General features: G+C 62.9%; 17 protein-coding genes. 8 read left to right on the forward strand and 9 right to left on the reverse strand.

The genetic code is table 11. The annotated features are described in order from the left end of the window. Positions 1-100 precede the first annotated feature (100 nt). The 4 genes from C2H86_RS02820 to C2H86_RS02835 form a co-directional block, all read right to left on the reverse strand. Positions 101-4,531 carry an NEL-type E3 ubiquitin ligase domain-containing protein gene (locus C2H86_RS02820; protein WP_159411351.1) on the reverse strand — a complete coding sequence of 1,477 codons (4,431 nt, stop codon included), beginning with the start codon at positions 4,529-4,531 and terminating at the stop codon, positions 101-103. 51 nt (positions 4,532-4,582) lie between these two features. Then, positions 4,583-9,139, reverse strand: coding sequence for an NEL-type E3 ubiquitin ligase domain-containing protein (locus C2H86_RS02825; RefSeq protein WP_159411352.1), 4,557 nt, complete (start codon positions 9,137-9,139; stop codon positions 4,583-4,585). Between the two features lie 78 nt (positions 9,140-9,217). After that, the gene (locus C2H86_RS02830; protein WP_159411353.1) at positions 9,218-10,240 is read right to left on the reverse strand and encodes an AraC family transcriptional regulator; all 1,023 of its coding nucleotides are present in this window, start codon (positions 10,238-10,240) and stop codon (positions 9,218-9,220) included. A 38-nt stretch (positions 10,241-10,278) separates the two neighbouring features. After that, positions 10,279-11,142: a LysR substrate-binding domain-containing protein gene (locus C2H86_RS02835; RefSeq protein ID WP_159411354.1), complete on the reverse strand. Its 864-nt coding sequence runs from the start codon at positions 11,140-11,142 to the stop codon at positions 10,279-10,281. Between the two features lie 112 nt (positions 11,143-11,254). Here C2H86_RS02835 and C2H86_RS02840 point away from each other — a divergent pair, with 112 nt between their 5' ends. Together C2H86_RS02840 and phnX are read left to right on the forward strand one after the other, a co-directional pair. Beyond that, the gene (locus tag C2H86_RS02840; RefSeq protein ID WP_159411355.1) at positions 11,255-12,361 is read left to right on the forward strand and encodes a 2-aminoethylphosphonate--pyruvate transaminase; all 1,107 of its coding nucleotides are present in this window, start codon (positions 11,255-11,257) and stop codon (positions 12,359-12,361) included. 35 nt (positions 12,362-12,396) lie between these two features. Further along, positions 12,397-13,224: a phosphonoacetaldehyde hydrolase gene (gene phnX / locus C2H86_RS02845; RefSeq protein ID WP_159411356.1), complete on the forward strand. Its 828-nt coding sequence runs from the start codon at positions 12,397-12,399 to the stop codon at positions 13,222-13,224. Between the two features lie 64 nt (positions 13,225-13,288). On the opposite strand, the gene C2H86_RS02850 is transcribed toward phnX, so the two are convergent. Beyond that, entirely contained in the window at positions 13,289-13,849 is a 561-nt protein-coding gene (locus C2H86_RS02850) for an NADPH-dependent FMN reductase (RefSeq protein ID WP_159411357.1), read from the reverse strand. A gap of 158 nt (positions 13,850-14,007) precedes the next feature. On the opposite strand from C2H86_RS02850, the gene C2H86_RS02855 reads away from it, so the two are divergent. Then, positions 14,008-14,226: a hypothetical protein gene (locus tag C2H86_RS02855; RefSeq protein WP_027919089.1), complete on the forward strand. Its 219-nt coding sequence runs from the start codon at positions 14,008-14,010 to the stop codon at positions 14,224-14,226. Here C2H86_RS02855 and C2H86_RS02860 read toward each other — a convergent pair. From C2H86_RS02860 to C2H86_RS02875, 4 genes are all read right to left on the reverse strand, one after another. Then, positions 14,210-16,459, reverse strand: coding sequence for an Orn/Lys/Arg decarboxylase N-terminal domain-containing protein (locus tag C2H86_RS02860; protein ID WP_159411358.1), 2,250 nt, complete (start codon positions 16,457-16,459; stop codon positions 14,210-14,212). The genes C2H86_RS02855 and C2H86_RS02860 overlap by 17 nt on opposite strands. Positions 16,460-16,551: 92 nt before the next feature. Continuing rightward, positions 16,552-17,310 (reverse strand): DNA polymerase III subunit epsilon, encoded by a 759-nt coding sequence (dnaQ, locus tag C2H86_RS02865; protein ID WP_159411359.1) that lies wholly within the window; start codon positions 17,308-17,310, stop codon positions 16,552-16,554. Between the two features lie 51 nt (positions 17,311-17,361). Next, positions 17,362-17,808, reverse strand: coding sequence for a ribonuclease HI (rnhA, locus tag C2H86_RS02870; RefSeq protein WP_159411360.1), 447 nt, complete (start codon positions 17,806-17,808; stop codon positions 17,362-17,364). Between the two features lie 13 nt (positions 17,809-17,821). Further along, a complete protein-coding gene (locus C2H86_RS02875) occupies positions 17,822-18,595 on the reverse strand; it encodes a class I SAM-dependent methyltransferase (protein ID WP_110639054.1) in 774 nt (257 codons plus the stop codon). 85 nt (positions 18,596-18,680) lie between these two features. Here C2H86_RS02875 and gloB point away from each other — a divergent pair, with 85 nt between their 5' ends. From gloB to C2H86_RS02900, 5 genes are all read left to right on the forward strand, one after another. Then, positions 18,681-19,460, forward strand: a complete 780-nt coding sequence (gene gloB, locus C2H86_RS02880) for a hydroxyacylglutathione hydrolase (RefSeq protein ID WP_159411361.1) — start codon at positions 18,681-18,683, stop codon at positions 19,458-19,460. A 100-nt stretch (positions 19,461-19,560) separates the two neighbouring features. Then, positions 19,561-20,985: a lytic transglycosylase domain-containing protein gene (locus tag C2H86_RS02885; protein WP_159411362.1), complete on the forward strand. Its 1,425-nt coding sequence runs from the start codon at positions 19,561-19,563 to the stop codon at positions 20,983-20,985. 178 nt (positions 20,986-21,163) lie between these two features. After that, positions 21,164-22,936: an extracellular solute-binding protein gene (locus C2H86_RS02890; RefSeq protein ID WP_159413051.1), complete on the forward strand. Its 1,773-nt coding sequence runs from the start codon at positions 21,164-21,166 to the stop codon at positions 22,934-22,936. Continuing rightward, complete coding sequence (locus C2H86_RS02895; RefSeq protein ID WP_159411363.1) at positions 22,933-24,759, forward strand: extracellular solute-binding protein; 1,827 nt, start codon at positions 22,933-22,935, stop codon at positions 24,757-24,759. Before C2H86_RS02890 ends, C2H86_RS02895 begins: the two co-directional genes overlap by 4 nt. 1 nt (position 24,760) lies before the next feature. After that, entirely contained in the window at positions 24,761-25,834 is a 1,074-nt protein-coding gene (locus C2H86_RS02900; protein ID WP_079228977.1) for a microcin C ABC transporter permease YejB, read from the forward strand.

Raw genomic sequence — 25,834 nt, forward strand, 5'->3', positions numbered from 1 at the left:
TTTTGGAGTTGAACCATCGGTCCGATGATGTTCGCGCCGCTTGCCAGACGCGGCAATGGCCAAAGCTGTCAATCTGGATGACCGGTTTGGCCGCCGTTACTCAACCTTCACTGCGTTCGCCAGCGCGCAAGTAAGACTGGGTGAGGCCGCTGACCAGGCGCTCGACATCGTGGACCTCCTGCTGTTGCAGGTGGCTGAGCCGCTCATCGTACTGTTCTGGAGACAAGCCGGGCCGCTCGGCCTGCAACTGGATCGAGCGCTGGTTGTAGTCCGAGTTGATCACTTCGAACATCAGAACGTGTTGCTGACGCAAGTAGCGGCGCCAGAATTCTCGCTGGCTCAGGCTATCGGTGAGTGCTTCCAGCGTTTGCGCTTGCTCGACCCGCCGCAAAGCCTCCGCGGCCTGCGCCTCTGTCAGCTCGGCGGCCTCGGGATAGCGCATGGCATGAGGCTGGAAGGGCAAATTCAAGCGACTACGAAGCTGCACCCTGTAGGCCAATCCAAGTGCCAATTGATCGAAATGCTCACCGGCGACCTGGCGCTGCCGACAATCCCGATAGGCAATCCCTTCGAGCTGCTCCAGGCGGAAAAGCTGGCGGCCGAGTTCCAGCAGCACGCTCCTGTTTTCAGGGTTGAGGGCTTCGGTTTCGGCCCAGGCCTGCCTTACCAGAACCTGAAGTGCGCTTAAGCGGCTGGCCACGGCATCCAGGCAAGACAGCGGCAGGCTGGCTCGCACCAGGACGCGCCCGCAGAGCACCGGATCTGCATCGAGCGCCTCCAGCAGCGTCCACACGCCTTCGGCCAGCACAGCTCGCCCTTCCCCCGCTTGCTCATAGTCCGCAGTGAACTCCAGGCGGCCCAGAAGCCTGAACAGTCCCGTACTCCCGGCTTGATCCAGCAGACGCTGCCACAATGCCTCGCGCCCGGCCTGAACTGCTGCATCCGCATGCGCCACCCAAAGCGTGCGGGCCCGGGCCAAATCTACCGGCCCGGAAGCCTCAGGCAGGTGCCCATGCTCTTCAATCACATCAAGCGCATACAAGTGCTGCAGCTGCATGGCCGACAGCGGATTGCGTTGCACCAGTATTGCGCGCCGGAATGCGTAGGGCATTTGCTGGATCTCGTGCGGCACAGTGCGGATATTGTTGTCACGCAGATCGGCACGCTCAAGAAGACCGCAAAGCTCCAGGCGCTCAGGCCACACCCCCAGCCGACAATGGCGCAGGTTGAGCGTAGTCAGCTGGGAAAGGTGGTGGAATCGCAGGTCCAATCCTTCCAGCCGGTTGAAACTCAGGTCAAGATGGACCAGGTTGGGCAGGCCGTGGAGTATCTCGACTGCCTGTGCGTCGAGCCGGATCTGATTGTGTGCCAGGCGCAGCAGCTGGACTTGCGGGAGATGAGCGATGCCCGTTGGCATGCGCAGCAAATGGTTGCTGCTGAGGTTCAAGTCCGTCACGGCGGTAAACGGACGCAGGAAGTCAACCGGCACATCGCTGACCTGCGAATCGCTCACGCTCAGCATGGTGATGCGATGAAAGTCGATCTGCGGCGGTAGCTGCGGTAGCGTGCGCAGATGACTACCCCTGAGCGACAAGCGTTGCCCCTGCGCTTGCCCTGCACTTGCCGGAACGATTTCACCCTGCAGCCGCCATGCCCGCAGGATGCTATCTGCCGTCAACCGGCGCGCGCTCTGGCGACCTTCCTGCAACTCGGCGCCGACCCAACGGTTCAGGTGTTGCACGAGCTGATCATGATCGTTCTGCAACTCCACCAGGCGCTCAAGTACCGGGCGCTCGCCTTGCTGCAGGCGTACCAGTTCATCCTCGAGCGCTTGCCCATTCAGGCCGGGGTAAAGGGCGCGCAGTTGATCGCGAATGATCGCCTGCTCATCCCTGGGGCCAACGGAAGGATGGCCACTGAGCGGGTAGCCTACGCGTCCATCATCCAGGCGACGCCCCGGGTTGAACCAGAGACGTTGCTCCGGCCTGCGCAGCATGCGATTGATGCCCCAGTGCGAAGCGGGTAAAAGTGCCAGCAGTTGCTCGCGCAACTGGCCAGTTGAGACGTTGGCGGCCTGCTGCTCGGTTGAAAGCGCTGCATAGATTGCCTCGAAGATGCAGCCAGGGTCAGCTGGCTTGAACACTTGCTGCTCGCCCAGCCCGTTGTAAATTTGAAAGCGGCCGTTACTGCGCACCAGCACCCTGTCCTCCTCACCTTGCCCGCCATTGCCTACACGCTTGATCGAGCGCCCGTCCACCGTACCTTCGCGCAAGTCGATGCTGACGCCTTCAAGCTCAAGGCCATCCAGCAAGGCAAGCACCAGCTCCCCCGTATCATCGCAGTAGCCAGTACTCAGGTAGAGGCCTGCCAGCGCCCGGTTCAGCCGTGCCAGGCGCAACAGCGAATGCGCATTGTCAGCACACGAAATTGGCAAGCGGCCCTCGACCTTTGCCATGTCGCGCTCAAGGTCAGTAGCCTGGCGTAGCACTTCGCTTACGTACGACGAAGGCAGGCCCGGAAAGTCCCGTGCGACCAACACGCTGAGCGGGTCTTGCGCAAACGGTTGTTGTGTCAAGCGAGCGAACAACTGCGGGCGCAATTCAACCTCATGCGCCAATACCCGCTCCAACCCGGTACCGACCCCCGCACGGCCCTCACTCCAGACCAGCAGTTCGCTGTCGGTTGGCATCAACGTCCTCAGGCGAATTCGCTTGAAGAACGTTTCAATGCGCGCATGTGCGTGGAAAGCACGCAGGGCGTACCTGAGGTTAACCGGGGCTGGCCGGTTCTCCACCAGAACGCCGCGTAATTCGTCCTCCTCGACCCCTGCCACCTGCAGGATGTGCCCCGCCTGTAACCGGTCGATTGGCGAATGCTGGGGCCAAAGCGCATCGAGCATGCGCACAGGCTCCTCCCATGCCAACGGTTGCTCGCGTACCAGACGCCATCCGCGCTCGCCGTTGTACAGCACTACCGGTCCATAACTGCTATCACCTGCAACATGCCGTAACCGATAAGGGCCGTCGGGGACTGGCTGATGCACTTCCTGATAACGTCCGTCGACACGGATCCAACGACGCTCACCAGTGCCATAGCGCCCGTCTTCGAGCAAATCGATATCGCCTGGAGCTGACCGATAATTCTCAGCGTCAAAGCACCACAGCCGACCGCCCCCCTTCCCCAGGCTTACCGGTTCCAGACCAGCGACAAAGGCGCTACGCAGGTAACTCACACCCGCCGCAGTGGCCGCAGTGGCTGCCAAGGTTTCGGCAACCCCGAGCAGATGCCCCAGCGCTTCGTGCTGACGGCCCCTCGACCAATCTCTTACCCCCTCGAATACTTCCGAGCACATCTGAGCGACCAACTGGCCCAGCAACAGCCCCCCCACCACCGGAATGAAGAACCCTGCCAAGTTCACCAGGTCCCAGCCTGCCGTTGCCCACTTGGCGTGCCTGGTTCGCACTGCCACGCTATCGGCATCGGCGCTGGTAACCAGCAACACCCGCGCGTCATCCTTGACCCGCTGAATTTGCAGGGCGGCCAGTTGCGAGAAGATGTTATCGGGCTGTTTGCGACCTTCAAGTTCCAAGTCAGGCTGAGCGTCCTTGAGGCGTGTGTCCAGCAGTGTGACAAAATCTGCACGGTGCTCGAGGCTGATCAATTGCGTGAAGTACTGACGGTAATCGGCCTTTTGCAGCAGGTTCGCCAAGGCACTGTCAAGGGACACCCGATTGGCGAAATGTCGCAGCGCCTGCTGTGGGTCACTGGGCAGGTAGAGCACGATGCCACTGTCAGCACCCGCGCTGTTGCGCAATGGAATCAACAAGCCATCGGCCACCGGCCGCCCCAGTGCAGCCAGGAGACAGGGATCGCCCGTCAGTCCCTCCTGCCGATGCGCCTGTCCATCGTCTGCGATCTCACGCAAGGCAATTTGCACATCGGCACCGATCTGCCCCTTCAACGCGGCCAACTCAATCGCAAGCTTGAGCCCTGAACGTTTATCCTCGACCAGTACTGCCTGCGTTGCGGGATTAAAGATCTGTTCCAGTTTCTCCTGATAACGCGTGCCGATATCCAGCTCGCGGCATTTCGTGATAAATGCATCGAGCGGCCCATTCAAGGGTTGATCGCGCCCCGGCAACACCAGCCCGGTACCGTCGTAGTAGGTGGTACCTGCGGCGAAGTTGCGCATGAGCCGCAACAACCCATTCTCACGTCTCTGGCTGTATTCGTAGGTCTGCTGCAAGGAGCCTGGCAACTTGCCGAAGCGTGGCGCCACCAGAAGCCATTCAAGCTGGGCGAAAGATTGGCCGTCAGGCAAAGGCTTATCGAGCAGCGCCGCCAGGTGCTGCTCGGCGAACTGAGGAATCGGCAGTAGCTCGAGCGTGAGGCCACGCAACCGCGCCTGGCTGGCGTGATGCGCATCAAGGCTGGCTCGCAGGGCATTGAGCTGGCCTCTGGACGCTCGCTTGAGCCAGTCAGGTAGTTTGCTCGCAATGAATCGGTCGGTCCCGGTTGCAGGGTCGGACATGATTGGCTCCTTGGATTCCAATAAAGCCAATCATGTTGTTCAACGGTTGGATCAGGGCACAGAAGGAAGTGGTTCACTGGCGCCTGAAGCCCGGGAACTGCCTGGCAAGGTGATGCTCAGTTCATCCTGGGTGAGCCGTAAGGCAAGTGCATCGAAGGCTTGCTTTCTATCATTGGTGAGCTCTCGGCAGCGCTCAGCATATGCGCCACTGCCGAGTGCCTCCTTGTCTTCGTCCAGCGCATCCATCTTGCTGCTGAAACTTTCGGTGATCTGCGCAAAGGCTTCGGGATACCTGGCGTTGAGATACGCCACCCAGTAGTCGCACTGGCTGATGAAGCTGGCCCGCTCACTGCCCGCTTCAGCAGCCAGAACTGCGCGGTATGCCTGCTCAAGGTGGTCCTGCGTAACCTCGGCGACCTGAGGATACTCCATGGTCCGCGGCTGCCCCACAAGATCAAGACGCTCCGCCAGGCCCGTCCTATAGGCCAGGCTGACTTCGATCTCATCGACACCCCTTCCCTCGGCAATCCGGCCCTGGAAATCGGTACGAGCGAACTGCTCCACCTGATCAAGACGGAACAGCCGTTGAGCCAACAGTAAACGGGCATCCCTCGTTGTCAGCGGATCCCCCCCGAATGTCGCCTGTAGCACCCGCATGCGCACTTCCAGCTGGCTGAGGCAATGCGCCACGCTATCGACGCACGTGCGAGGGCCAGCCGCCAGTCCGAACAGTTCCTCGCGCATGCGCGAATCGTCATGTGCGACCTGGATCAAAGTCCAGACCCTTCTCGAAAGGTCGCCACGTACTAGGCGAAAATCGGCGCCGCCGGTCAAGCCTGCCAACAACGAGAAGAATGGCATGCTGCCTGTTTCACCCCGCAGGGCATCCCATTGTTCAGCTCTGGACGCCTGGTCAGCTTCGGCCAGTGTTTCGAGCCATGATGCCCTGGCGCTCAGGATTCTGGCCTCTTGCACCTGCAAGTTGTCCTCGGCACCTGGCTCCTCAACAGGTACCGGGGCATAAGCATACAATTGCTCACGGTCGGCTACCGACAGTGGGTTGCCATCCACCTGCACCACTTGCCGCAAGGACGACGGGGCGTCGAGTAATGCCTGGGGCAAACTGGAGATTTGGTTGTGGCGCAAGTCAGCATATTCAAGCAGACCACACCACTCCAGGCCGCTCGGCACTGCCAGCAATCCCGCTCGATGCATGTGCAGTTCCCGCAAGCGAGACAACCGACGGAAACGCAGGTTGATCGAGCCCAACCTGTTCTCATTGAGGTTCAGCGTGCGAAGGCGGCCCAGACTGGACAACACGCTTACCTGCTCCGCAGTCATCCGAATCTGGTTGCGAGCCAGGCGCAGATGGCGCAGCGAGTTCAACCGTTGAATCTCATCCGGGATAGAAGTCAACGCATTGTTGCTCATATCAAGTCGGCGCAGTTCCCGGAAGTTTCTCAGGAACCCGGCAGGCAAAGCCTCCAGCCGCATCCCTACCAGGGCCATGTCGGTGATATGGCCAAAATCCGTACCGACAGGAATGGGCGGCAGGCTCCCCGCAGGTATGCCCAGCACGCTGAGCCGCAATCCAGCAGGGACGCCGTTGCTGTAGATAACCTCCTCGCCCTCCAGCCGCCAGGCGCGCCGAAATACATCTGCGACGGCCCCTCTGTGTCCGCGATCAGGGCCGCTGACCGCGTTTCTCCATTGCTCAAGGCTCTCGTCAAGCGCACGGTATTCTTGTTCCTGGCGCAGCAGGATGACATAGGCTGAGTCTGCCTGATTGAGCAGCAGTTCCAGAAAACGATCGACTGCCGCCTCATCGAACGATGGATACAAGCCGCGAATCCGTTGCCGGAAAATCTGCTCTTGCGCTTCCGTCGAGGCGCCCCGGCCGCTGAGCAGATAGCCTATCCGGCCATCGCGCAATTGGTGCAAGGGCGATGCAACGGGCCTGACCTCCCGCCAGCCAAGCAGGCTGATCAACGCCTGGCGATCCCGTGGCAACCAAGCCTGCATGGACGAACGGATGCGCTCTGCTGTGCCCTCGCCGTCCCACCCGCGCCGCTGCAAGAAGGCAGATGGCAGGCAGGCAGCCAGCACCTCGAACAACCCTTCGGGCTGCGCGACTTCAATTTCACGGGTGCGCCCCGCCTCGTCGAAGAGTGCGAACCCGCCGTTAGCCCTGACCATCACGGTAACCCGCTGCACACCGCTTCGTCCGGGGAACAACCGCTCCAGCACCGGCCCCGTGCTGGAGCGGTCTCGTAATACCAGGTTAACCTCACCAGGCACCAAGCCCCGACGTCGCAGCAATGAGAACACCAAGGTCACCGCATCGGCATGGTAACTGCTGCGCAGGTAAAGTGCTTCGCGCGCCCGGGTCAAACGGGCCTCCTGCAACATCGCGCGCGCCTGTTCCGCCAGCGCCAGCGGCACACGAGATTCGCTGGCCAATCGTTGCCGTACATCGCTACTGGCGTTCTTGAGCAAATCCAAGGCATAGGCATCCGCAAGCCCCGGGAAGCTGCCCTTCAAAGTGGCCAGCAGAGGGTCATCGGTCAGGTATACATTGGCGAAGTGCTCCAGCATCGGACCGCGCAACGCTTCTGTTGACGCCTGGATCCTCTCGATTTGTCTTGCCTCGTTCTCTCCTTGCAGACCCAGCCTTTCGATACACCATTGCAAGACCTCGGCATCGTTGCTTCCCGCCCCGAGTTGAGCGAAGAAAACATGGATTCTTGCATCGACGGCAAAGCGCTCCAGGGTATCGCGCAGCCTGGCCGGCACAGGCCGCCCCTCCACCAGCAGGCCACGCAGGTGGGGCTCATCGACATCCGCAACGGTCAAGATCTGGCTGATCCGTTCGGGGCTCAGCTCGCTTGCTTCAGGCCACAGGCGTTTGAGCAGCAGGTCCGTACCTTGCCACTCCAGCGGCCGTTCGTAGGCAAGCCGCCAGGCACGCTCGCCATTGCTTTCCAGGACAGGGCCGAACACCCCAGCTCCTTCGCGGTGCAACAATCGCCAGATACCTGCCACATTGCGCCTCACCCGGTAAAGTACGCCGTTGCGCCGCCACCAATGGGCCTGGCCATCACTGTGTAGCCCATTGTCCAGCTCCAACAGCGGGGGCAAAGGCGCTCGCTCCTCGTATGGCTGCAGATCGTGCTGCCACAGGCGTTGCTCGCCCGCCTCGGTCACTATGGGCTCCAGTCGTTCGACGAAGGCACTGCGCAACACCTGCCCGCCACCCGCGATGGCTGCCCCTGTGGCCACTGTCAAGGCCACCTGAAGCAGGTGCTCCAATGCTTCATGCTGGTGATCCTGGGCCCAGTCGCTGACGCCCTCGTACACGTGGCCCAACATCTGCCTGGCCAGATCAGCCAACATCAATGCACCGACAACCGGCACGAACAACCCCGCCAGGTTCAACAACACCAGTCCGGCGGTCTGCAGCTTGCGCAGCCGCTCGGCTGCAGCCGTGGCGTCCGCCTGTGCCGTCGGCACGGCCAGGAACGCAGCGTCGGCCTTGATCCGCATCACATGCCCCGCCGCCAAGCTGGCAAATCCCTCACCGCTCTTGGCAAACCGCCTGGGTTCCAGATCCGGCTTGGGGTCTTGCAGGCGCTTGCCCAGGGTGATCAGATAATCAGCCTGTCCAGGCAATGCGATGCGACGGGCAATCGCCTGACGAAACGGGGCATCGCGCATTGCCGAAACCAAGGCCAGGTTTGCCGAGGACCAGTCATCGAAACGGCGCAATGGTTGCTGTGAGTCGTCCGGCAGATACAACAGCACGCCCACTACCTGCTTCGGATTGAAGACCAGACCTGGCAGCCCGAATGGTGTTCCAGACAGTTCGAACACGATCGCCCCATCCACTCGCTGCCCAAGCAATTGCAGGGCACCCAAGGCCAGTTCGAAGTCCAACGGCAACTCTGCAGGCTTGCCTTGACAGACCCGACGCAGCATCTGCAGGTCGCTGTACGCCAGTTGCCCCTTGATTGCCGCGATTTCGATTGCCACGGCCAGTTCCTGGCGCTTGTCTATGGCCAGCTGATGTTGAAAAGCCTTCGTGAAGATCTCATTCAGATGCTCCTGATAGGACTTGCCGACATCAACGTTTCGACAAAGCCCGACGACATCGTCGATACGCCGTGATACCACACGGTCCGGCGCACCAGGCGTAGTCGCTGCAACGGTCAACGCCGTCTGATCGTAGAACGTTTCGCCCTCATGGAAGTTCTGCATGAGCTTTTGCAAGGCAGGCACCGTCACAAAGTAATCGTCGTCTACAGGCAGGTGCCCTGAGGGCACCGAGAAACGGCGACGCTGTTCATGCCAGTGAACCTTGAACAGATCGACATCCAGCGCCAGCTGTTCTTGCATCGCCGATTCAAGCTTTTGCGCGGCAAACCGGTCGAGCGGGATCAGTTGCTGCAAGGTCACAGCCATGCGCTTCTGGCTTTGCAGATGCGCACTCATGCATGCGCGCAATGATCCGAGCTGTACTTGAGTGGCCTTTTTCAGCCAACCCGGCAACTGCTCAGCGATGAAATCCACTGCCGGGCGTTGCAGTTTAGGGTGCACCTTCGTTTTGGGCATAGTCGATTACCTCAAGGTTGTTCGACCTGCCAGCCTGCGTCCATAGCCTGGCGCCAGGCATACGGAACCATTGGCCCATCATCTTCCCGGACCACGCGCCTGGATCAGCGCGCGATAGTGCCCTGGATTGCAGCCGAACCATTTGCGAAACGCCTTGTAGAACGAGCTACTGTCGGCAAAGCCCAGGCGCGCTGCGATATCGCCCAGCGCCGCGTCTTGCTGGCTCAGCCATGCGATTGCCAGCTCACGCCGCACACTGTCCTTCAACCCTTGGTAATTCTGCCCCTCTTCAGCCAGGCGCCGACGCAGGGTGGACGGCGACAAGCACAGCTGCCGCGCCAGGCTGTCGCCATCAGGCCAGTGGCCGGGGTCCTGGCGTAGCAGATCGGTGCGAATACGCCGCCCAAGGCTTGCCGAGTCTCGATACTTGACCAGGATGTTGCCCGGCGCCTCGGCCAGAAAGCGCTGCAGTTCCTCCTCACTGCGGCGCAGCGGCAGCTCGAGGCACTCGGCGGCGATGATCATGCGCGTTCGCGGGCGCTCGAATTGCAGGTTTTCCGAAAACATCACCCGGTAGTCATCGCAGAACGGTGGCTCGCCACAGCGCAGATCAATGGCCAGAATCGGAATGCGCCGCCCGGCAAGCCAGCAGGCCACACCGTGCACGATCATCCAGAAAGTGAAATAGGTAAATGCGCGACGCGGCCGGTCGCGCGGCTCGTTGATAACGATTTCGGCCAGGCTCGCCTGGCGCACCAGGCTTGGCTGCAAGTCTTCGAGCATCAGCGAGAGAAACGCCAGTACGGTCTCCAGGCCGGCACCCAAGGTCGGCTGCCCCATGCCAGCACGGCACATGAACGCCAGGCTGCCGCTGCGCAGACCGCGCGGGTCCATGGCGAAGAACTCATCGTTGCAGCGCCGTGCAAGCAAGCGCCAGAGCCGGGCATAGGCATCGGCACTGACCCGCGCCTCGGGCAGATGCAGATGTTCGACAGCGATGCCTGCCCGTGCCAGCAAGCCGGTATCTGGCTCGCCGGCGGGGCAGGTCTGCAGCAGCGCCTCACGCACCAGCTGCATGGAGATGGTGTCTTTTTCGCTCATAGGCATTCCATTCGCTGACGCGGGCATCTTAGGCGGGCTCAGAGGCTTGCCGCCAGGCCCAGAAACGCCTGGATCAGGCGCAGTTCGCGGCGCCGATCCAGGCAGCCGACCATGTGCTGGTTGAGCAGGCCCTGGCCGCTCAGAGGCCGCGCCACCACCCGCGGATCGTTGGCCACCTCGGTCGATGACACCACACCGATGCCCAACTCCGACGCCACCGCCTCGGTGACCGCCTCGCGGCTATCCAGCTCCAGCTGCACCCGGGGCTGCACGCCGGCAGCGCTGCACGCCTTGTCGAACGTGCGACGCGTTGTCGAGCTGGGCTCACGCAGCACCATGATCTGCTGGTGCAGCTCTGACAATGGCAGGTCGTTTTCCACCTGTGCCCAGGCGTGGCCGGCCGGCAGCAAGGCGCACAGGCGCGATTCGCAGAGATTCTGCAGGTATAAGCCCTTGCGTGGCTCGATCTCGGTCAGCACCGCGACGTCGGCATGCTCGCTGAGCAATGCCGCCAAGGTCTCCTGGGCATTGCCCAGGCGCAGGTTGACGGTAATGCCCGGGTAGCGCTCACGCAGCAGCGCCAGCATCGGCATGACCCGATGCGGGCCGTCGGCCGCCACCTCCAAGCGCCCCGTCAGCAGCTGCCGGTTGGCTTCGAGCATGGCCTGGGCCTCTTCGGCCAAACCGAACATGGCCCGGGTAATGGCTGCCAGGCGGGTGCCCTCTTCGGTCAGCTCGACCCGCCGTGCAGTACGCCGCAGCAGGGTGATCTGATAGTGCTCCTCGAGTGCCTTGACGTGCCCGGTCACCGCCGGCTGGCTGATGAACAGGCGCGCAGCGGCGCGAGTGAAGCTGCCTTCACGGGCGACGGCATCGAAGGCGCGCAGCTGGAACAGGTTCATATGTATCGGCCTGACTTATAGCTTGGATAACGACAAACAATTTGATTGATGAGAGCGGGAATTGCAACCTAAGCCCCGTAGTTTCAGCCCACCGCTTGTGAGGAATAACGGAATGAGCAACGCCCCGATCCTGCTGACCCCCGGTCCACTGACCACATCAATCCGCACCCGCCAAGCCATGCTCGTGGACTGGGGCTCCTGGGACCGCGACTTCAACCAACTGACCGCCAGTGTCTGCGAACAACTGCTGGCGATCATCGACGGCAGCGCCAGCTACCACTGCGTGCCCCTGCAAGGCAGCGGCACCTTCGCCGTGGAAGCGGCTATCGGCACCCTGGTGCCGCGTGACGGCAAGGTCCTGGTCCTGATCAACGGTGCATACGGCCAGCGCCTGGCGAAGATCTGCAAAGTGCTGGGCCGCACCTACAGCACCTTTGAAACCGCCGAAGACCAGCCGACCACCGCCAGCGACGTCGACCGCCTGCTCGCCGCCGACCCGGCCATCACCCACGTGGCGCTGATCCACTGCGAAACCAGCACCGGCATCCTCAACCCGCTGCCAGAGATCGCCCAGGTAATCAAACGCCACGGCAAGCGCCTGATCATCGACGCCATGAGCTCGTTCGGCGCGCTGCCGATCGATGCCCGCGAAATTCCCTTCGAGGCGCTGATCGCCGCTTCCGGCAAGTGCCTGGAAGGCGTACCAGGCATGGGCTTCGTCTTCGCCGAGAAAACCGCCCTGGCCGCTGCTGAAGGCAATGCTCACTCGCTGGCCATGGACCTGCACGACCAGCACACCTACATGGCCAACACCGGGCAGTGGCGCTTCACCCCGCCGACCCACGTGGTCGCGGCCCTGCACGAAGCCCTGCAACAGTACAACGAGGAAGGCGGCCTGCCAGCGCGCCACCAGCGTTACGCCGACAACTGCAAGACCCTGCTCGATGGCATGGCCGCCATCGGCCTGCGCAGCTTCCTGCCGGCCGAGATCCAGGCGCCGATCATCGTCACCTTCCACGCGCCGAACGATGCCCGTTACCAGTTCAAGGACTTCTACGAGCGGGTCAAGGCCAAGGGCTTCATCCTCTACCCGGGCAAGCTGACCCAGGTCGAGACCTTCCGCGTCGGCTGCATCGGCGTGGTCGGGGCCGATGGCATGCAGGCCGCCGTCAATGCCGTGGCCGACGTGCTGCGGGAAATGGAAGTGCTGGACATCTAACCCCTTTGCCCACTCGATTTCAGGAATTAGCGCACATGAACTACAGCAATCCTACCCAGCTGCAAGCCGCCATCCTCGACTGGGCTGGCACCGTGGTCGACTTCGGCTCCTTCGCCCCGACCCAGATCTTCGTCGAAGCCTTCGCCGAGTTCGACGTGCAGGTGTCCATCGAAGAAGCCCGCGGCCCGATGGGCATGGGCAAGTGGGACCACATCCGCACCCTGTGCGACGTGCCGGAGATCGCCGAGCGCTACCGCAAGGTGTTCGGCCGCACCCCGAGCGACGATGACGTCACCGCCATCTACAACCGCTTCATGCCACTGCAGATCGAGAAGATCGCCGTGCACTCGGCGCTGATCCCCGGCGCCCTGGACACCCTCACCAGCCTGCGTCAGGACGGCCTGAAGATCGGCTCGTGCTCGGGCTACCCGAAGGTGGTGATGGACAAGGTGGTGGAACTGGCAGCCCAGAACGGCTACGTCGCCGACCACGTGGTGGCCACCGACGAAACCCCGAATGGCCGCCCATGGCCGGCCCAGGCCTTGGCCAACGTGATTGCCCTGGGGATCGATGATGTGGCGGCGTGCGTGAAGGTCGACGACACCACGCCGGGCATCCTCGAGGGCCGCCGCGCCGGGATGTGGACCGTGGCCCTGGTGTGCTCGGGCAATGCCCTGGGGCTGACTTGGGAGGGTTACCAGGCGCTGAGCGCGGAGAAACTGGAGAGCGAGCGCAAGCGCATTCACGAACTGTTTGCCGGGTCGCGACCGCACTACCTGATCGACACCATCAACGACTTGCCAGAGGTGATTGCCGACATCAACCGCCGCCTGGCCAAGGGCGAGATGCCGCAGTCCTACTGACAAACCGGTGATGGATCATTCGCGGGCTTGCCCGCGAATGCATCGGTCAGGCAACAACGATGGATCAGAACGCCCTGTTCAACTTCACCCAGGAAGCAAACTTGTCGATAAAGCCCTGCAGGAACGGCCGGGTCTTGTCACTGAGCTTGCCACCTTCATCGAACAGGCTGGCCGCCCCACCGATATACGCTTCGGGCATCTGCATGCACGGCATGTCGAGGAACACCAGCGACTGGCGCAACGCATGATTGGCACCAAAGCCGCCAATGGCGCCCGGCGACACGCTCGCCACCGCCGCCGGCTTGCCACTCCAGGCGCTCTGACCGTATGGCCGCGAACCCACGTCGATGGCGTTCTTCAGGCCGCCCGGGACCGAACGGTTGTACTCCGGGGTGACGAACAGCACCGCGTCGCTGCGGCGAATCTCATCGCGAAAGCGCTTCCACGCCTCAGGCACGCCCTCGGCCTCGACATCCTCGTTGTACAGCGGCAGGTCGCCGATCTCGACGACCTTCAGGGCAAGGCTGGACGGCGCCAGCTCCGAAAGTGCGCGGGCCACCTTGCGGTTGTAGGAGTCCTTGCGCAAGCTGCCGACGACAACCGCTACCGAATACACCTGGCTCATGGCGTGATCCATCCTTTGCTGGGAAAAGGGACGTCAGTAGTTATAGATGACCGTTCCTCGGCGGCCTGGATTTTTTTCCAACGCGCGAAAACTTCCAGGTATCTTTTACGGTCTACGTCTGCAGACATTTCCCACGCAATTCAGAGGTTTCCCCCCAAATGGCAGCAGTAATGGTCGGCCAATTCCACGCCCGTGACGCCGAAGGCCGTATCTACCCCGTCCACGAATTCCAGGAGTCCACCCTGCAGGCGGACGGCAGCGCACTGGGCGCCCCGATCACCACCTACCGCCTGGCCATCGGTGACCGCGTCAACCACTTGGGCGAAAACCGCTTCGAACTGGCGCAGACCGGCGTCGAGATCATTCGCATTCCTTGATGCAGTCGACGGTGTATTGGCCGCTTTCATTCTGCAGGCCATGCACATCGGCGACAAAGCCTGGGAAGCCACGGTTGAAGGCCCGCGCGAACGCCAGGTAATCGAGGATAGAGCGGGTCGCTTCGGTGAACCGCTCGCCCGGCATGATCAATGGGATCCCCGGCGGGTACGGCACCAGCATCACCGCAGCAATCCTCCCCAGCAATGCTTCGATCGGCACCGCTTCCACTTCCCCGCGGACCATCTGGTCATAGGCCCGCGCTGGGCTCACAGCCACTTCCGGTAGTCGCGTGAACAAGCGCTTGAGTTGCTTGGCCGTGGCATTGGCACGGTAGCAGTCATGCAACTGATCGCACAGGTCGCGCAGGCCCAGGCCCTGGTAACGCGCGGCATCGACCGCGACGACGCTCGGCAGGCAGGCACTGAGCGCCGTGTTACCGTCGTAATGGCGCTTGAACTCCAGCAGTTCGGTGAGCAGCGTGCTCCACTTGCCCTTGGTGATGCCCATCGAGAACAGCACCAGGAAGCTGTACAGCCCGGTCTTCTCCACCACCAGCCCTCGCTCCCAGAGAAACTTGCTGACCACCGCCGCCGGTATGCCGTGCTCACCCAGTACGCCACCAGCACTGAGCCCTGGCATGACCAAGGTCACCTTCAGCGGGTCGAGCAGGACGTAGTCGTCCGCCACTTCGCCAAAGCCATGCCACTCGGCCCCCGGCTGCAGCAACCAGTCCTGCGCCGCCAGGCGCTGGATGCCCTCCGCCGCTGGCGGCTGCCAGATGCTGAACCACCAGTCCTCGGCAGCGATGTGCTCGCGCAGGTTGGCCAGGGCGCGGCGGAAACTCAGGGCTTCGTCGAACATCTCCTGCAGCAGCGAGCGCCCGGCCGGGCCTTCCATCATGGCCGAGGCCACGTCCAGCGACGCGAGGATGCTGTATTGCGGCGAGGTGGAAATATGCATCATGAACGCTTCGTTGAAGCGGTCGCGGTCCAGCTGGCGCTGGGCGCCGTCCTGCACGTGGATCATCGAAGCCTGGCTGAAGGCGGCCAGCAGCTTGTGGGTGGAATGGGTGCTGAATACCAGCGGGCTGTTCTCGCTGCACGCGGTGCCCATGGCATAGCGGCCCTCGAAAAACTCATGGAACGCCGCGTAGGCGAACCAGGCCTCGTCGAAGTGCAACACCTCGACGCTGGCGCCCAGGGCCTGCTTGATCAGCCCGGCGTTGTAACACAGCCCGTCGTAGGTGGAATTGGTCACCACCGCCAGCTTGATCCGCGGCTCACGCCCTGCGGCCAGCGGGTTGGCCTGGACCTTGGCCTGGATCGACTCGGGGCTGAACTCGCTGAGTGGAATCGGCCCGATGATGCCGAGCTCGTTGCGTTCCGGGCACAGGTAGATGGGGATCGCGCCGGTCATGATGATGGCGTGGACCACCGACTTGTGACAGTTGCGGTCGACCAGCACCAGGTCATCACGCCCCACCATGGCATGCCAGACGATCTTGTTGGCGGTTGAGGTGCCATTGATGACGAAAAAGGTGTGATCAGCGCCGAAGTTGCGCGCTGCACGGGCCTCGGCCTGGGCCAGGGGGCCGGTGTGATCGAGCAGCGAGCCCAGCTCCGGCACCGAGACCGACAAGTCCGAACGCAGGGTGTTTTCGCCGAAGAACTGGTGGAATGCCTGGCCCACCGGGCTCTTGCGGTAGGCCACGCCGCCGCCGTGCCCGGGAGTGTGCCATGAGTAGTTGGACTGGGCGGTGTGCTGTACCAGGGCCTTGAAAAACGGTGGCAGCAGCCCGTCGAGGTAGTTGTGCGCGGCGCGCGCCACCTGACGGGCGAGGAATGGCACGGTGTCTTCAAACAGGTAGAGGATGCCACGCAGCTGGTTCAGCTCGCTCATGGCCTCGGCGGGGGCGTTTTCCAGGGTGACCTGTTCGCCCAGGGCGAAGATCGGCAGGTCCGGTGCACGCAGGCGGGCCAGGCGAATCAGCTCGGCCATGTTCTGCAGCAAGTGGGTGTTGTCACCGACGCCTTCGGCGGCGATCAGCATGCAGGCTAGGCCGTGGTGGGTGGTAGCGACCAGGCGCGCCTCGCTGTGGTCGGCAGCCTTGATGATGGCGAAGCCGTCCTGGCTCAGCTCCTCGGCGATGCCGCGGATGCGCTCGCCGGCAACACTGTCGGCCTTGATCGCACGGTGGACGATGAGGATGGGGAACTTGAGGTCCTTGTACATCCGGCTGCTACCCTCGCAGGACTTGTTGTCCTGTTAAGGGTAGTTGGCCTTGTGCTGCCTGTACCGGCCTCTTCGCGGGGCAGGCTTACGGATCAGCCGGCTGGTGTCTCGGTCAGGGCTTGCCACATCGAAGGCCCACCCGCCGACTTGGCCACCGCTGCCAGCCGCTCGGCATGCGCCTCCAGCTCTTCGGCAGACGCCATGATCACCCGTCCAGGCGCACGCCCGACGATGCGGCGGATCTCGCTACCACCAGCGCCCTGCCCGTCACCGTCACCGTCGGCCCCGTGCCCGGCCAGCGACAGGCTGGTCTGGCCACCGGTCATCGCCAGGTAGACGTCCGCCAGCAACTCGGAGTCGAGCAACGCGCCGTGCAGCTCACGGCCAGAGTTGTCGATGTCGTAGCGTTTGCACAGCGCGTCGAGGCTGTTGCGCTGCCCTGGGTGGCGGGCACGGGCCAGCAGCAGGGTATCGAGGATGGTGCAGTGGTTGGCGATGTCGGCGCGGTCGCTCTGCCCCAGCAAAGCGAATTCGTTGTTGATGAAGCCGACGTCGAACGCCGCGTTGTGGATGACCAGGGTGGCGCCCTGGATGAATTCGAAGAACTCTTCGGCGACATCGGCGAAACGCGGCTTGCCGACCAGGAACGCGTCAGTAATGCCGTGAACGTTGATCGCACCCTCGTCACTTTCGCGGTCAGGCTGCAGGTAGACGTGGAAGTGCCGCCCGGTCAGGCGCCGGCCCATGACCTCGACACAGCCGATCTCGATGATCCGGTGGCCTTCGCTGACCGGCATACCCGTGGTTTCGGTATCGAGAATGACCAGGCGTTTATCTTGCTGCTGCTCCACGCGGGGCGCTCCAACTTGCATCAGTTACAAAGGCGGCGATTGTACCGCAGCTCAACGCTTGGCGCGCACTTCCTCAACGCCACGGTTGGCCAACTGGTCGGCGCGTTCGTTGCCGGGGTGGCCGATGTGCCCGCGCACCCACTTCCAGGTGACCTTGTGGCGATTGACCTGCTCGTCGAGCAGTTGCCACAGGTCGGCGTTCTTCACCGGTTCCTTGGCCGCGGTCTTCCAGCCGCGCTTCTTCCAGTTGGTCATCCACTCGTTGATGCCCTTCATCACGTACTGCGAGTCGGTGGTCAGCACCACTTCGCACTCACGCTTGAGCGCCATCAGCCCCTGGATCGCCGCCATCAGTTCCATGCGGTTGTTGGTGGTTTCGCGCTCGCCACCCCACAGTTCCTTCTCGACGCCCTTGAAGACCAGCAGGACGCCCCAGCCGCCTGGGCCAGGGTTGCCCTTGCAGGCGCCATCGGTATACATCTCGACGCTATCGCTCATGTACCACTCATGTTCAGTGCTTTTCGGTATCCGGGTTGGCGGCGCTGCGGTTGACCTTGGCCAGCGGCAGCGGCAGCAGCTTGCCCATCGGCTCGCGGCGCACCTGGCGCAACGGTCGCAGGCCAACCACCATCTTGCGCGCCACCAGCAGGTAGACCCCACCGCCGGCACTCTGCCAGCCGCCCGCCATCCGTTCCCAGCCTGCCAGGCGTTGCTGCCAGGCCGGCGAAGTGAGCGGCGGACGATAGCACCCGAAGCGGCGTTTCTCCAGCGCGAAGCCCAGCAGGTTGAGCCAGTCGCCCACCCGTGACGGCGAGATGCAGCGCGCCTTGCGCAGGGCGCCATGGCTGAAGAAATGGCGCATGCCCCAGCCACTCCAGGGGTTGATGCCAACGATCAGCAGGTGCCCGCCCGGGCGCACCGCGCTGGCTGCCTCGCGCAGCAGGCCATGGGGCGACAGGCTGAAGTCCAGGCCATGCTGCAGCACCACCACGTCGGCGGCGTGCTCGCTCAAGGGCCAGGCCTGTTCCTCGCAGACGATCTCCACCCCCGGCAGCGGTGCGCCAAGGCGCACGTTGCGCTGCACCTGTGGTGCGCTGGGCGGCGCCTCGGCACAGGGGCCATAGTGCACGAGGTAGCCACCGAAGAAGCGCCCGAGCTCCTCTTCCAGCAGTTTTTCCTCTTCCTTCAGCATCAGCTGGCCGAGTGGGCCGTTGAACCACTCACGGGCCAGGCTGATCAGTTCGACCCATTCCGGGTCGGCCTGAGCAAAGGCTTGGTCGGTCATTGCGCTCTCCCTCGAAGGTTCTCGCACCGCGCCATCGCGGCTAAGATGCCCTCATGTGCCACGCCTGGCGATACGGATCCGCACCATGATACAGATCGACGCTCTCCCCGCTTTCTCCGACAACTACATCTGGTTGTTACAGGATACTGCCAAACGCCGTTGCGCGGTGGTCGACCCCGGCGATGCCGGCCCAGTGGAGGCCTGGCTGGCCGCCCACCCCGGCTGGGCGCTGGACACCATCATGGTCACCCACCACCACGATGACCATGTCGGCGGTGTCGAACGCCTCAAGCAACAGACCGGTGCCCGCGTCTGCGGCCCGGCCCGCGAGCAGATCCCGGGCCGCGACCTGGCGCTGGACGAGGGTGACCAGGTCAACGTGCTGGGCGTGCCCTTCCAGGTACTGGCCGTGCCGGGCCACACCCTGGGGCACATCGCCTACTTCAGCGACCAGCCGGCAACTCCGCTGCTGTTCTGCGGCGACACTTTGTTCGCTGCCGGCTGCGGGCGCATGTTCGAAGGCACGCCAGAGCAGATGCAGCCTGCCCTCGCCCGCCTGGCAGCGCTGCCGGAGCAGACTCAAGTGTATTGCACCCACGAATACACCTTGAGCAACCTGCGCTTCGCCAAGGCCGTGGAGCCCAGCAATCCGCACGTTCTGCAGCGGTTCGAAGACGTTACCCGGCTGCGCGCCGAAAATCGCATCACCTTGCCATCAACCATCGGTCTCGAGCGCCTGACCAACCCCTTCCTGCGTACCGCTGAAACATTAGTTAAACAAAAAGCAGACGAATGGAAGGGACATTCAAACGACTCGCAGGTCACTGTTTTTGCTGCTTTGAGGTCTTGGAAGGACACCTTCTGATAACCTCAAGATATATCGCAGAGGGTTCACAACGGTTGACCCAGGAGGGTGCGGTTTCTAGAATCGCCGAAATTTTTCGCCCGGAAACCTGTGTCAGCCGATGTCTTCCCGTAGCCGCAGAACCGCTCATTCAGTCGCCCTGACGCGCCTGGCCCAAATCAGTGCGCTGGCGCTGGCCGCCACCCTGGTGGGCTGCCAGAGCACCCGTCAACTCGACGAAGCCGACAGCGTTCGCGCGCATAGCTACCAGGCCCGGATCAAGCACAAACCTGCGCCGCTGGCGGTCAAACCGGCCGAACCGCCGCAGGATGTGTGGGAGCGCATGCGCCAGGGCTTCGCCCTGCAGGACAACATCGACGTCAATCCGCGCATCGAGCAGCAGCGCCTGTGGTTCGCCAGCAACCCGACGTTCCTCGAGAGCGCCGGCGAGCGCGGCAGCCTTTACCTGCACTACATTGTCGAGCGCCTCGAAGAACGCGACATGCCGCTGGAGCTCGCACTGCTGCCGGCAATCGAGAGCGCCTACAACCCAATGGCCTACTCGCGCGCCAGCGCGGCGGGCATGTGGCAGTTCATGCCGGCCACCGGTCGCCACTTCAACCTGCGCCAGACCAACTTCTACGATGGCCGTCGCGACATCACCGCGTCGACCAACGCCGCGCTGGACTACCTGACCCGCCTGCACGACATGTTCAACGGCGACTGGCTGCTGGCCCTGGCGGCCTACAATGCGGGCGAAGGCACCGTCAGCCGTGCCATCGAGCGCAACGAGAAGCTCGGCCTGCCCACCGATTACTGGAACCTGCCACTGCCACAGGAAACCCGTGACTACGTGCCCAAGCTACTGGCACTGTCGCAGGTGGTCTCCACGCCTGAAGCCTATGGCGTGAACCTTACGCCGATCGCCAACGAGCCCTACTTCGAAGCGGTGGCCATCAACGACCGCCTCGACCTGTCGCGGGTCGCCGCCTTCGCCAACATCGACGAAGACGAACTGATCCAGCTCAACCCGGCCTTCAAGAAACGCATGACCGTGGATGGGCCCAAGCAGCTGCTGGTGCCGACCGCCAAGGCGCAACTGCTCAGTGACAGCCTGTCCAACCTCAAGCCCGAGCAGCTGGTCAGCCTGCAGCCGAACAAGGCCGTGTTCGCTGCCGCCGTGGCCGAAGCCAAGGCGCCTGCCGCGCGCAGCTACCGGGTCAAGCGCGGCGACAGCCTGAGCAGCATCGCCAAGGCCAACCGGGTTGCGGTCAAGGACATCCAGCGCTGGAACAAACTGCCGGGCAACCGCGTCAAGGCTGGCCAGGTCCTGGCCCTGCGCGGCGGCAGCGCGCCGAGCGCCGCAGGCAACCGGGTGGCCGCCTCCGGGCAACGCTCCACCCAGTACAAGGTGCGCAAGGGTGATTCGCTGTATCTTGTAGCCAAACGTTTCAACGTCGAGATGCAGCACCTCAAGCGCTGGAATCCGCGCAGCGGGCATGCGCTCAAGCCAGGCCAGACCCTGACCGTCTACCTGTCGCACTGATAAACCACCAAGGGCCGCTATGCGGCCCTTTGCAATCCTCTGGACCCCACTCTTTTTCCATACCCGGCAAGCTGTTACTGTACCCCGACCAAAGCCCAACGCCTCTGGATCGGATGCCGACTTGATACGTCCCCTCCTGCTGTCATTCAGCCTGGCCTTGAGCTTCCCCGCCGTCGCGATGGTGAGCGAAAGCCACGGATACGCGCAGTTCGGCACGCTCAAGTACCCAGCCACATTCACCCACTTCGACTGGGTCAACCCGCAAGCGCCCAAGGGCGGTACCTTGCGGGCCATGGCATTCGGCACCTTCGACACGCTCAACCCCTACACCTTCAAGGGCACCAGCCCGGTCACCACGCCGAACTTCCTGCAATACGGCGTCAGCGAGCTGAACGAAACGCTGATGGTCGGCACCGGCCAGTACGACCCGTCCGGTGACGAGCCCACCTCCAGCTATGGCCTGATCGCCCGCTCGGTGGAGTACAGCGAAGACCGCAGCTGGGTGGTGTTCAACCTGCGCCCGGAAGCACGCTGGCACGACGGCGCGCCGATCACCGCCGCCGATGTAGCGTTCTCGTACCGTACCCTGCTCAAGCAAGGGCACCCGATCTATCGCACCAACCTGCAGGAAGTGCAGCGCGTGGACATTCTCGGCCCGCTGCGCATCCGCTTCGTCTTCAAGCGCGCCGGCAACCCGCTGCTGATCCTGCGCCTGGGCGAGATGCCAGTACTGCCCAAGCACTACTGGCAAAAGCGTGACTTCGAGGCTACCACCTTCGAACCGCCGCTGGGCAGCGGGCCGTATCGCATCACCCAGGTGGAACCTGGCCGGCGTCTGGTGTTCGAGCGGGTGAAGAACTATTGGGGCAAAGACCTGGCGGTGAACCGCGGCAAGTACAATTTCAACCGCGTCGAGTACGAGTTCTACCGCGATGCCACCGTGGCCTTCGAAGCGTTCAAGGCCGGTGAGTTCGACATCTATATCGAGCACCAGGCGAAGAACTGGGCCAACGGTTACAACTTCCCGGCCGTACGCCGTGGCGAAGTCATCAAGGCACAGATCCCGCACCGCATCCCCACCCAGACCCAGGGCCTGTTCATGAACAGCCGCAGGGCCACCTTCAGCGACCCCAGGGTTCGCCAGGCGCTGGGCCTGATGCTCGATTTCGAGTGGACCAACCGGGCGCTGTTCAGCAGCGCGTACCGCCGTGCCACCAGCTACTACCCCAACAGCGAGTTCGCCGCCAGCGGCGTGCCCACTGGCAAGGAATGGCTACTGCTGGCGCCGTTCCGCGACCAGCTGCCCGACAAGCTGTTCACCCAGCCCTACCAGGTCAGCCACACCGACGGGCGCGGTATCGGCCGCCAGACCCTGCGCCAGGCCCTGGGCCTGCTCAACCAGGCCGGCTGGAAGCTCGACGGCCAGCGCCTGGTCAATGCCAAGGGCCAGCCGCTGCGCATGGAGCTGCTGCTGGTTAACCCAAGCCTCGAACGCATCCTGCAACCTTATGTCGAAAACCTGGCCAGCATCGGTATCGATGCGCGCTTGCGCACGGTGGACCGTGCCCAGTACAAACAACGCCTGGACCAGTTCGATTTCGACATGATCCTGATGACCCTGAACCAGACCTTGAGCCCGGGCCTCGAACAGTGGCTGTACTTCCATTCCAGCCAGGCCTCGACCAAAGGCAGCAAGAACTATGCTGGGGTCAAGGACCCGGTGGTCGACCACCTGCTCGACACTTTGCTGGCCGCGCGCACCCGCGACGACCAGGTCGCCGCCGCCCGCGCCCTGGACCGCGTGCTTTCATGGCAGTACTACATGATCCCCAACTGGTACCTCGACAATCACCGCCTGGCCTACCGCAACCGGTTCGCCTTCGTCACCACGCCGCCCTACACCCTCGGGCTGAATACCTGGTGGATAAAGCCTTCGGAGAAAGCCCAATGAAGCCGACGCTACGCCTGGCCTGCAGCCTGCTGTTCGCCTGCCTGAGCCTGCCCGCGCTGGCCGCGCCGCAACACGCCCTGACGCTCTACGACGAGCCACCGAAGTACCCGGCCGACTTCAAGCACTTCGACTACGTCAACCCCGACGCGCCCAAAGGCGGCACCTTCCGCCAGTCCAGCTTCGGTGGCTTCGACAGCCTCAACCCGTTCATCAACAAAGGCGTCTCGGCCGACAACGTCAGCATCATCTACGACACCCTGATGCGTCAGAGCCAGGATGAGCCGTTTACCGAATACGGCCTGGTCGCCGGCAAGATCGAGAAGGCCCCGGACAACAGCTGGGTGCGCTTCTACCTGCGCCCCGAGGCACGCTTCCACGATGGCCACCCGATGCGTGCCGAGGACGTGGTATTCACCTTCAACACCCTGATCAAGGACGGCGCCCCGCTGTACCGCCAGTACTACGGGGATGTGGCTGAAGTGGTCGCAGAAGACCCACTCAAGGTGCTGTTCAAGTTCAAGCACAACAATAACCGCGAGCTGCCGCTGATTCTCGGCCAGTTGCCGGTGCTGCCCAAACATTGGTACGAATCCCGCGAATTCACCCGTGGCAACCTCGAGCCGCCACTTGGCAGCGGCCCGTACAAGGTCGCCGCGGTCAAGGCCGGGCGCTCGATCCGCTACGAGCGGGTCAAGGATTACTGGGCCAAGGACCTGCCGATCAACCGCGGGTTCTACAACTTCGACGCCATGACCTTCGATGTCTACCGTGACAACAACGTGGCGCTGGAGGCACTCAAGGCCGGGGCCTTCGACTACGAACTGGAGATGAGCGCGAAAAACTGGGCAACCGCCTACGACGTTCCCGCCGTACGCGATGGCCGCCTGATAAAAGAAGAAATACCCAACGGCAACCCGGTGGGCATGCAAGGCTTCGTCTTCAACCTGCGCAAGCCAGTGTTCCAGGATGTGCGTGTACGCAAGGCACTCAGCCTGTTGTTCGACTTCGAATGGACCAACAAGCAGCTGTTCAACGGCGCCTACATTCGCACCGACAGTTACTTCGAGAACTCCGAAATGGCCGCCAGTGGCCTGCCCTCGCCGGCCGAGCTGAAAATCCTCGAACCGCTGCGCGGTAAAATCCCCGAGCAGGTGTTCACCGAGGCCTTCACCAACCCGGTCAGTGACGGCAGCGGGATGATCCGCGAGCAGCAGCGCCAGGCCTACAAGCTCCTTCAGGAAGCCGGCTGGAAGATCATCGACGACAAGATGGTCGACAAGGATGGCAAACCGGTCAGTATCGAGTTCCTGTTGGCACAGACCCAGTTCGAACGCGTGCTGCTGCCGTTCAAGCGCAACCTCGCTGACTTGGGGATAGGCTTCGAGATCCGCCGCGTGGACGTCTCGCAGTACATCAACCGCCTGCGCTCGCGTGACTTCGACATGATCGTCGGCGGCTTCGCGCAATCCAATTCGCCCGGCAACGAGCAGCGTGAATTCTGGTCCAGCACTGCCGCCGACAACCCCGGCAGCCGCAACTTCATCGGCCTGCGCGACCCGGCCATCGATCAACTGGTGGAGGAACTGATCAATGCCGACTCGCGCCAGAGCCTGATCGACCACTGCCGCGCCCTCGACCGCGTGCTGCAATGGGGTTACTACGTGGTGCCCAACTGGCATATCAAGACCAATCGGGTGGCCTACTGGAACCACATCGGCCACCCCAAGGTATCGCCCAAGTATGACGTCGGCATCGACACCTGGTGGGTCAAGCCGGACGTGACCCCAGCGGTCAGCGAAGCCCCTGCGGACGAGGCCAACTGACATGCTGGCCTATATCCTGCGCCGCCTGCTGCTGATCATCCCGACCCTGTTCGGCATCCTGATCATCAACTTCATCATCGTCCAGGCCGCCCCCGGCGGCCCGGTTGAGCAGATGATCGCCAAGCTCGAAGGCTTCGAGGGCGCCACCAGCCGTATCGCCGGCGGCGGCGCCGAAGTTTCGGTAGCCGGTTCCAACTACCGCGGCGCCCAGGGCCTGGACCCGGCGCTGATCGCCGAGATCGAGCACATGTACGGCTTCGACAAGTCGGCGCCCGAACGCCTGTGGATCATGGTCAAGAACTACGCCACGCTGGACTTCGGCGACAGCTTCTTCCGTGACGCCAAGGTCATCGACCTGATCGCCGAGAAGATGCCAGTATCGATCTCGCTGGGGCTGTGGAGCACGCTGATCATGTACCTGGTGTCGATCCCGCTGGGCATTGCCAAGGCCGTGCGCCACGGCAGCCACTTCGACGTCTGGACCAGTTCGGCGATCATCGTCGGCTACGCCATCCCGGCGTTCCTGTTCGCCATCCTGCTGATCGTGCTGTTCGCCGGTGGCAGCTACTTCGACTGGTTCCCGCTGCGCGGCCTGACCTCGAACAACTTCGACGAACTTAGCACCACCGGCAAGGTACTGGACTACTTCTGGCACCTGGTGCTGCCGATCACCGCACTGGTGATCGGTAACTTCGCCACCATGACCCTGCTGACCAAGAACAGCTTCCTCGACGAGATCAACAAGCAGTACGTGGTCACCGCCAAGGCCAAGGGCCTGAGCCGGCCGCGTGTGCTGTACGGGCATGTGTTCCGCAATGCCATGCTGCTGGTGATCGCCGGCTTCCCGTCGGCGTTCATCGGCATCTTCTTCACCGGCTCCCTGCTGATCGAGGTGATCTTCAGCCTCGACGGCCTGGGCCTGATGAGCTTCGAAGCGGCGATCAACCGCGACTACCCGGTGGTCTTCGGCACCCTGTTCATCTTCACCCTGCTCGGGCTGGTGGTGAAGCTGATCGGCGACCTGACCTACACCCTGGTCGATCCACGCATCGACTTTGCCAGCCGGGAGCACTGA

Source organism: Pseudomonas putida, from assembly GCF_009883635.2.
Classification (GTDB): Bacteria; Pseudomonadota; Gammaproteobacteria; order Pseudomonadales; family Pseudomonadaceae; genus Aquipseudomonas; species Aquipseudomonas putida_W.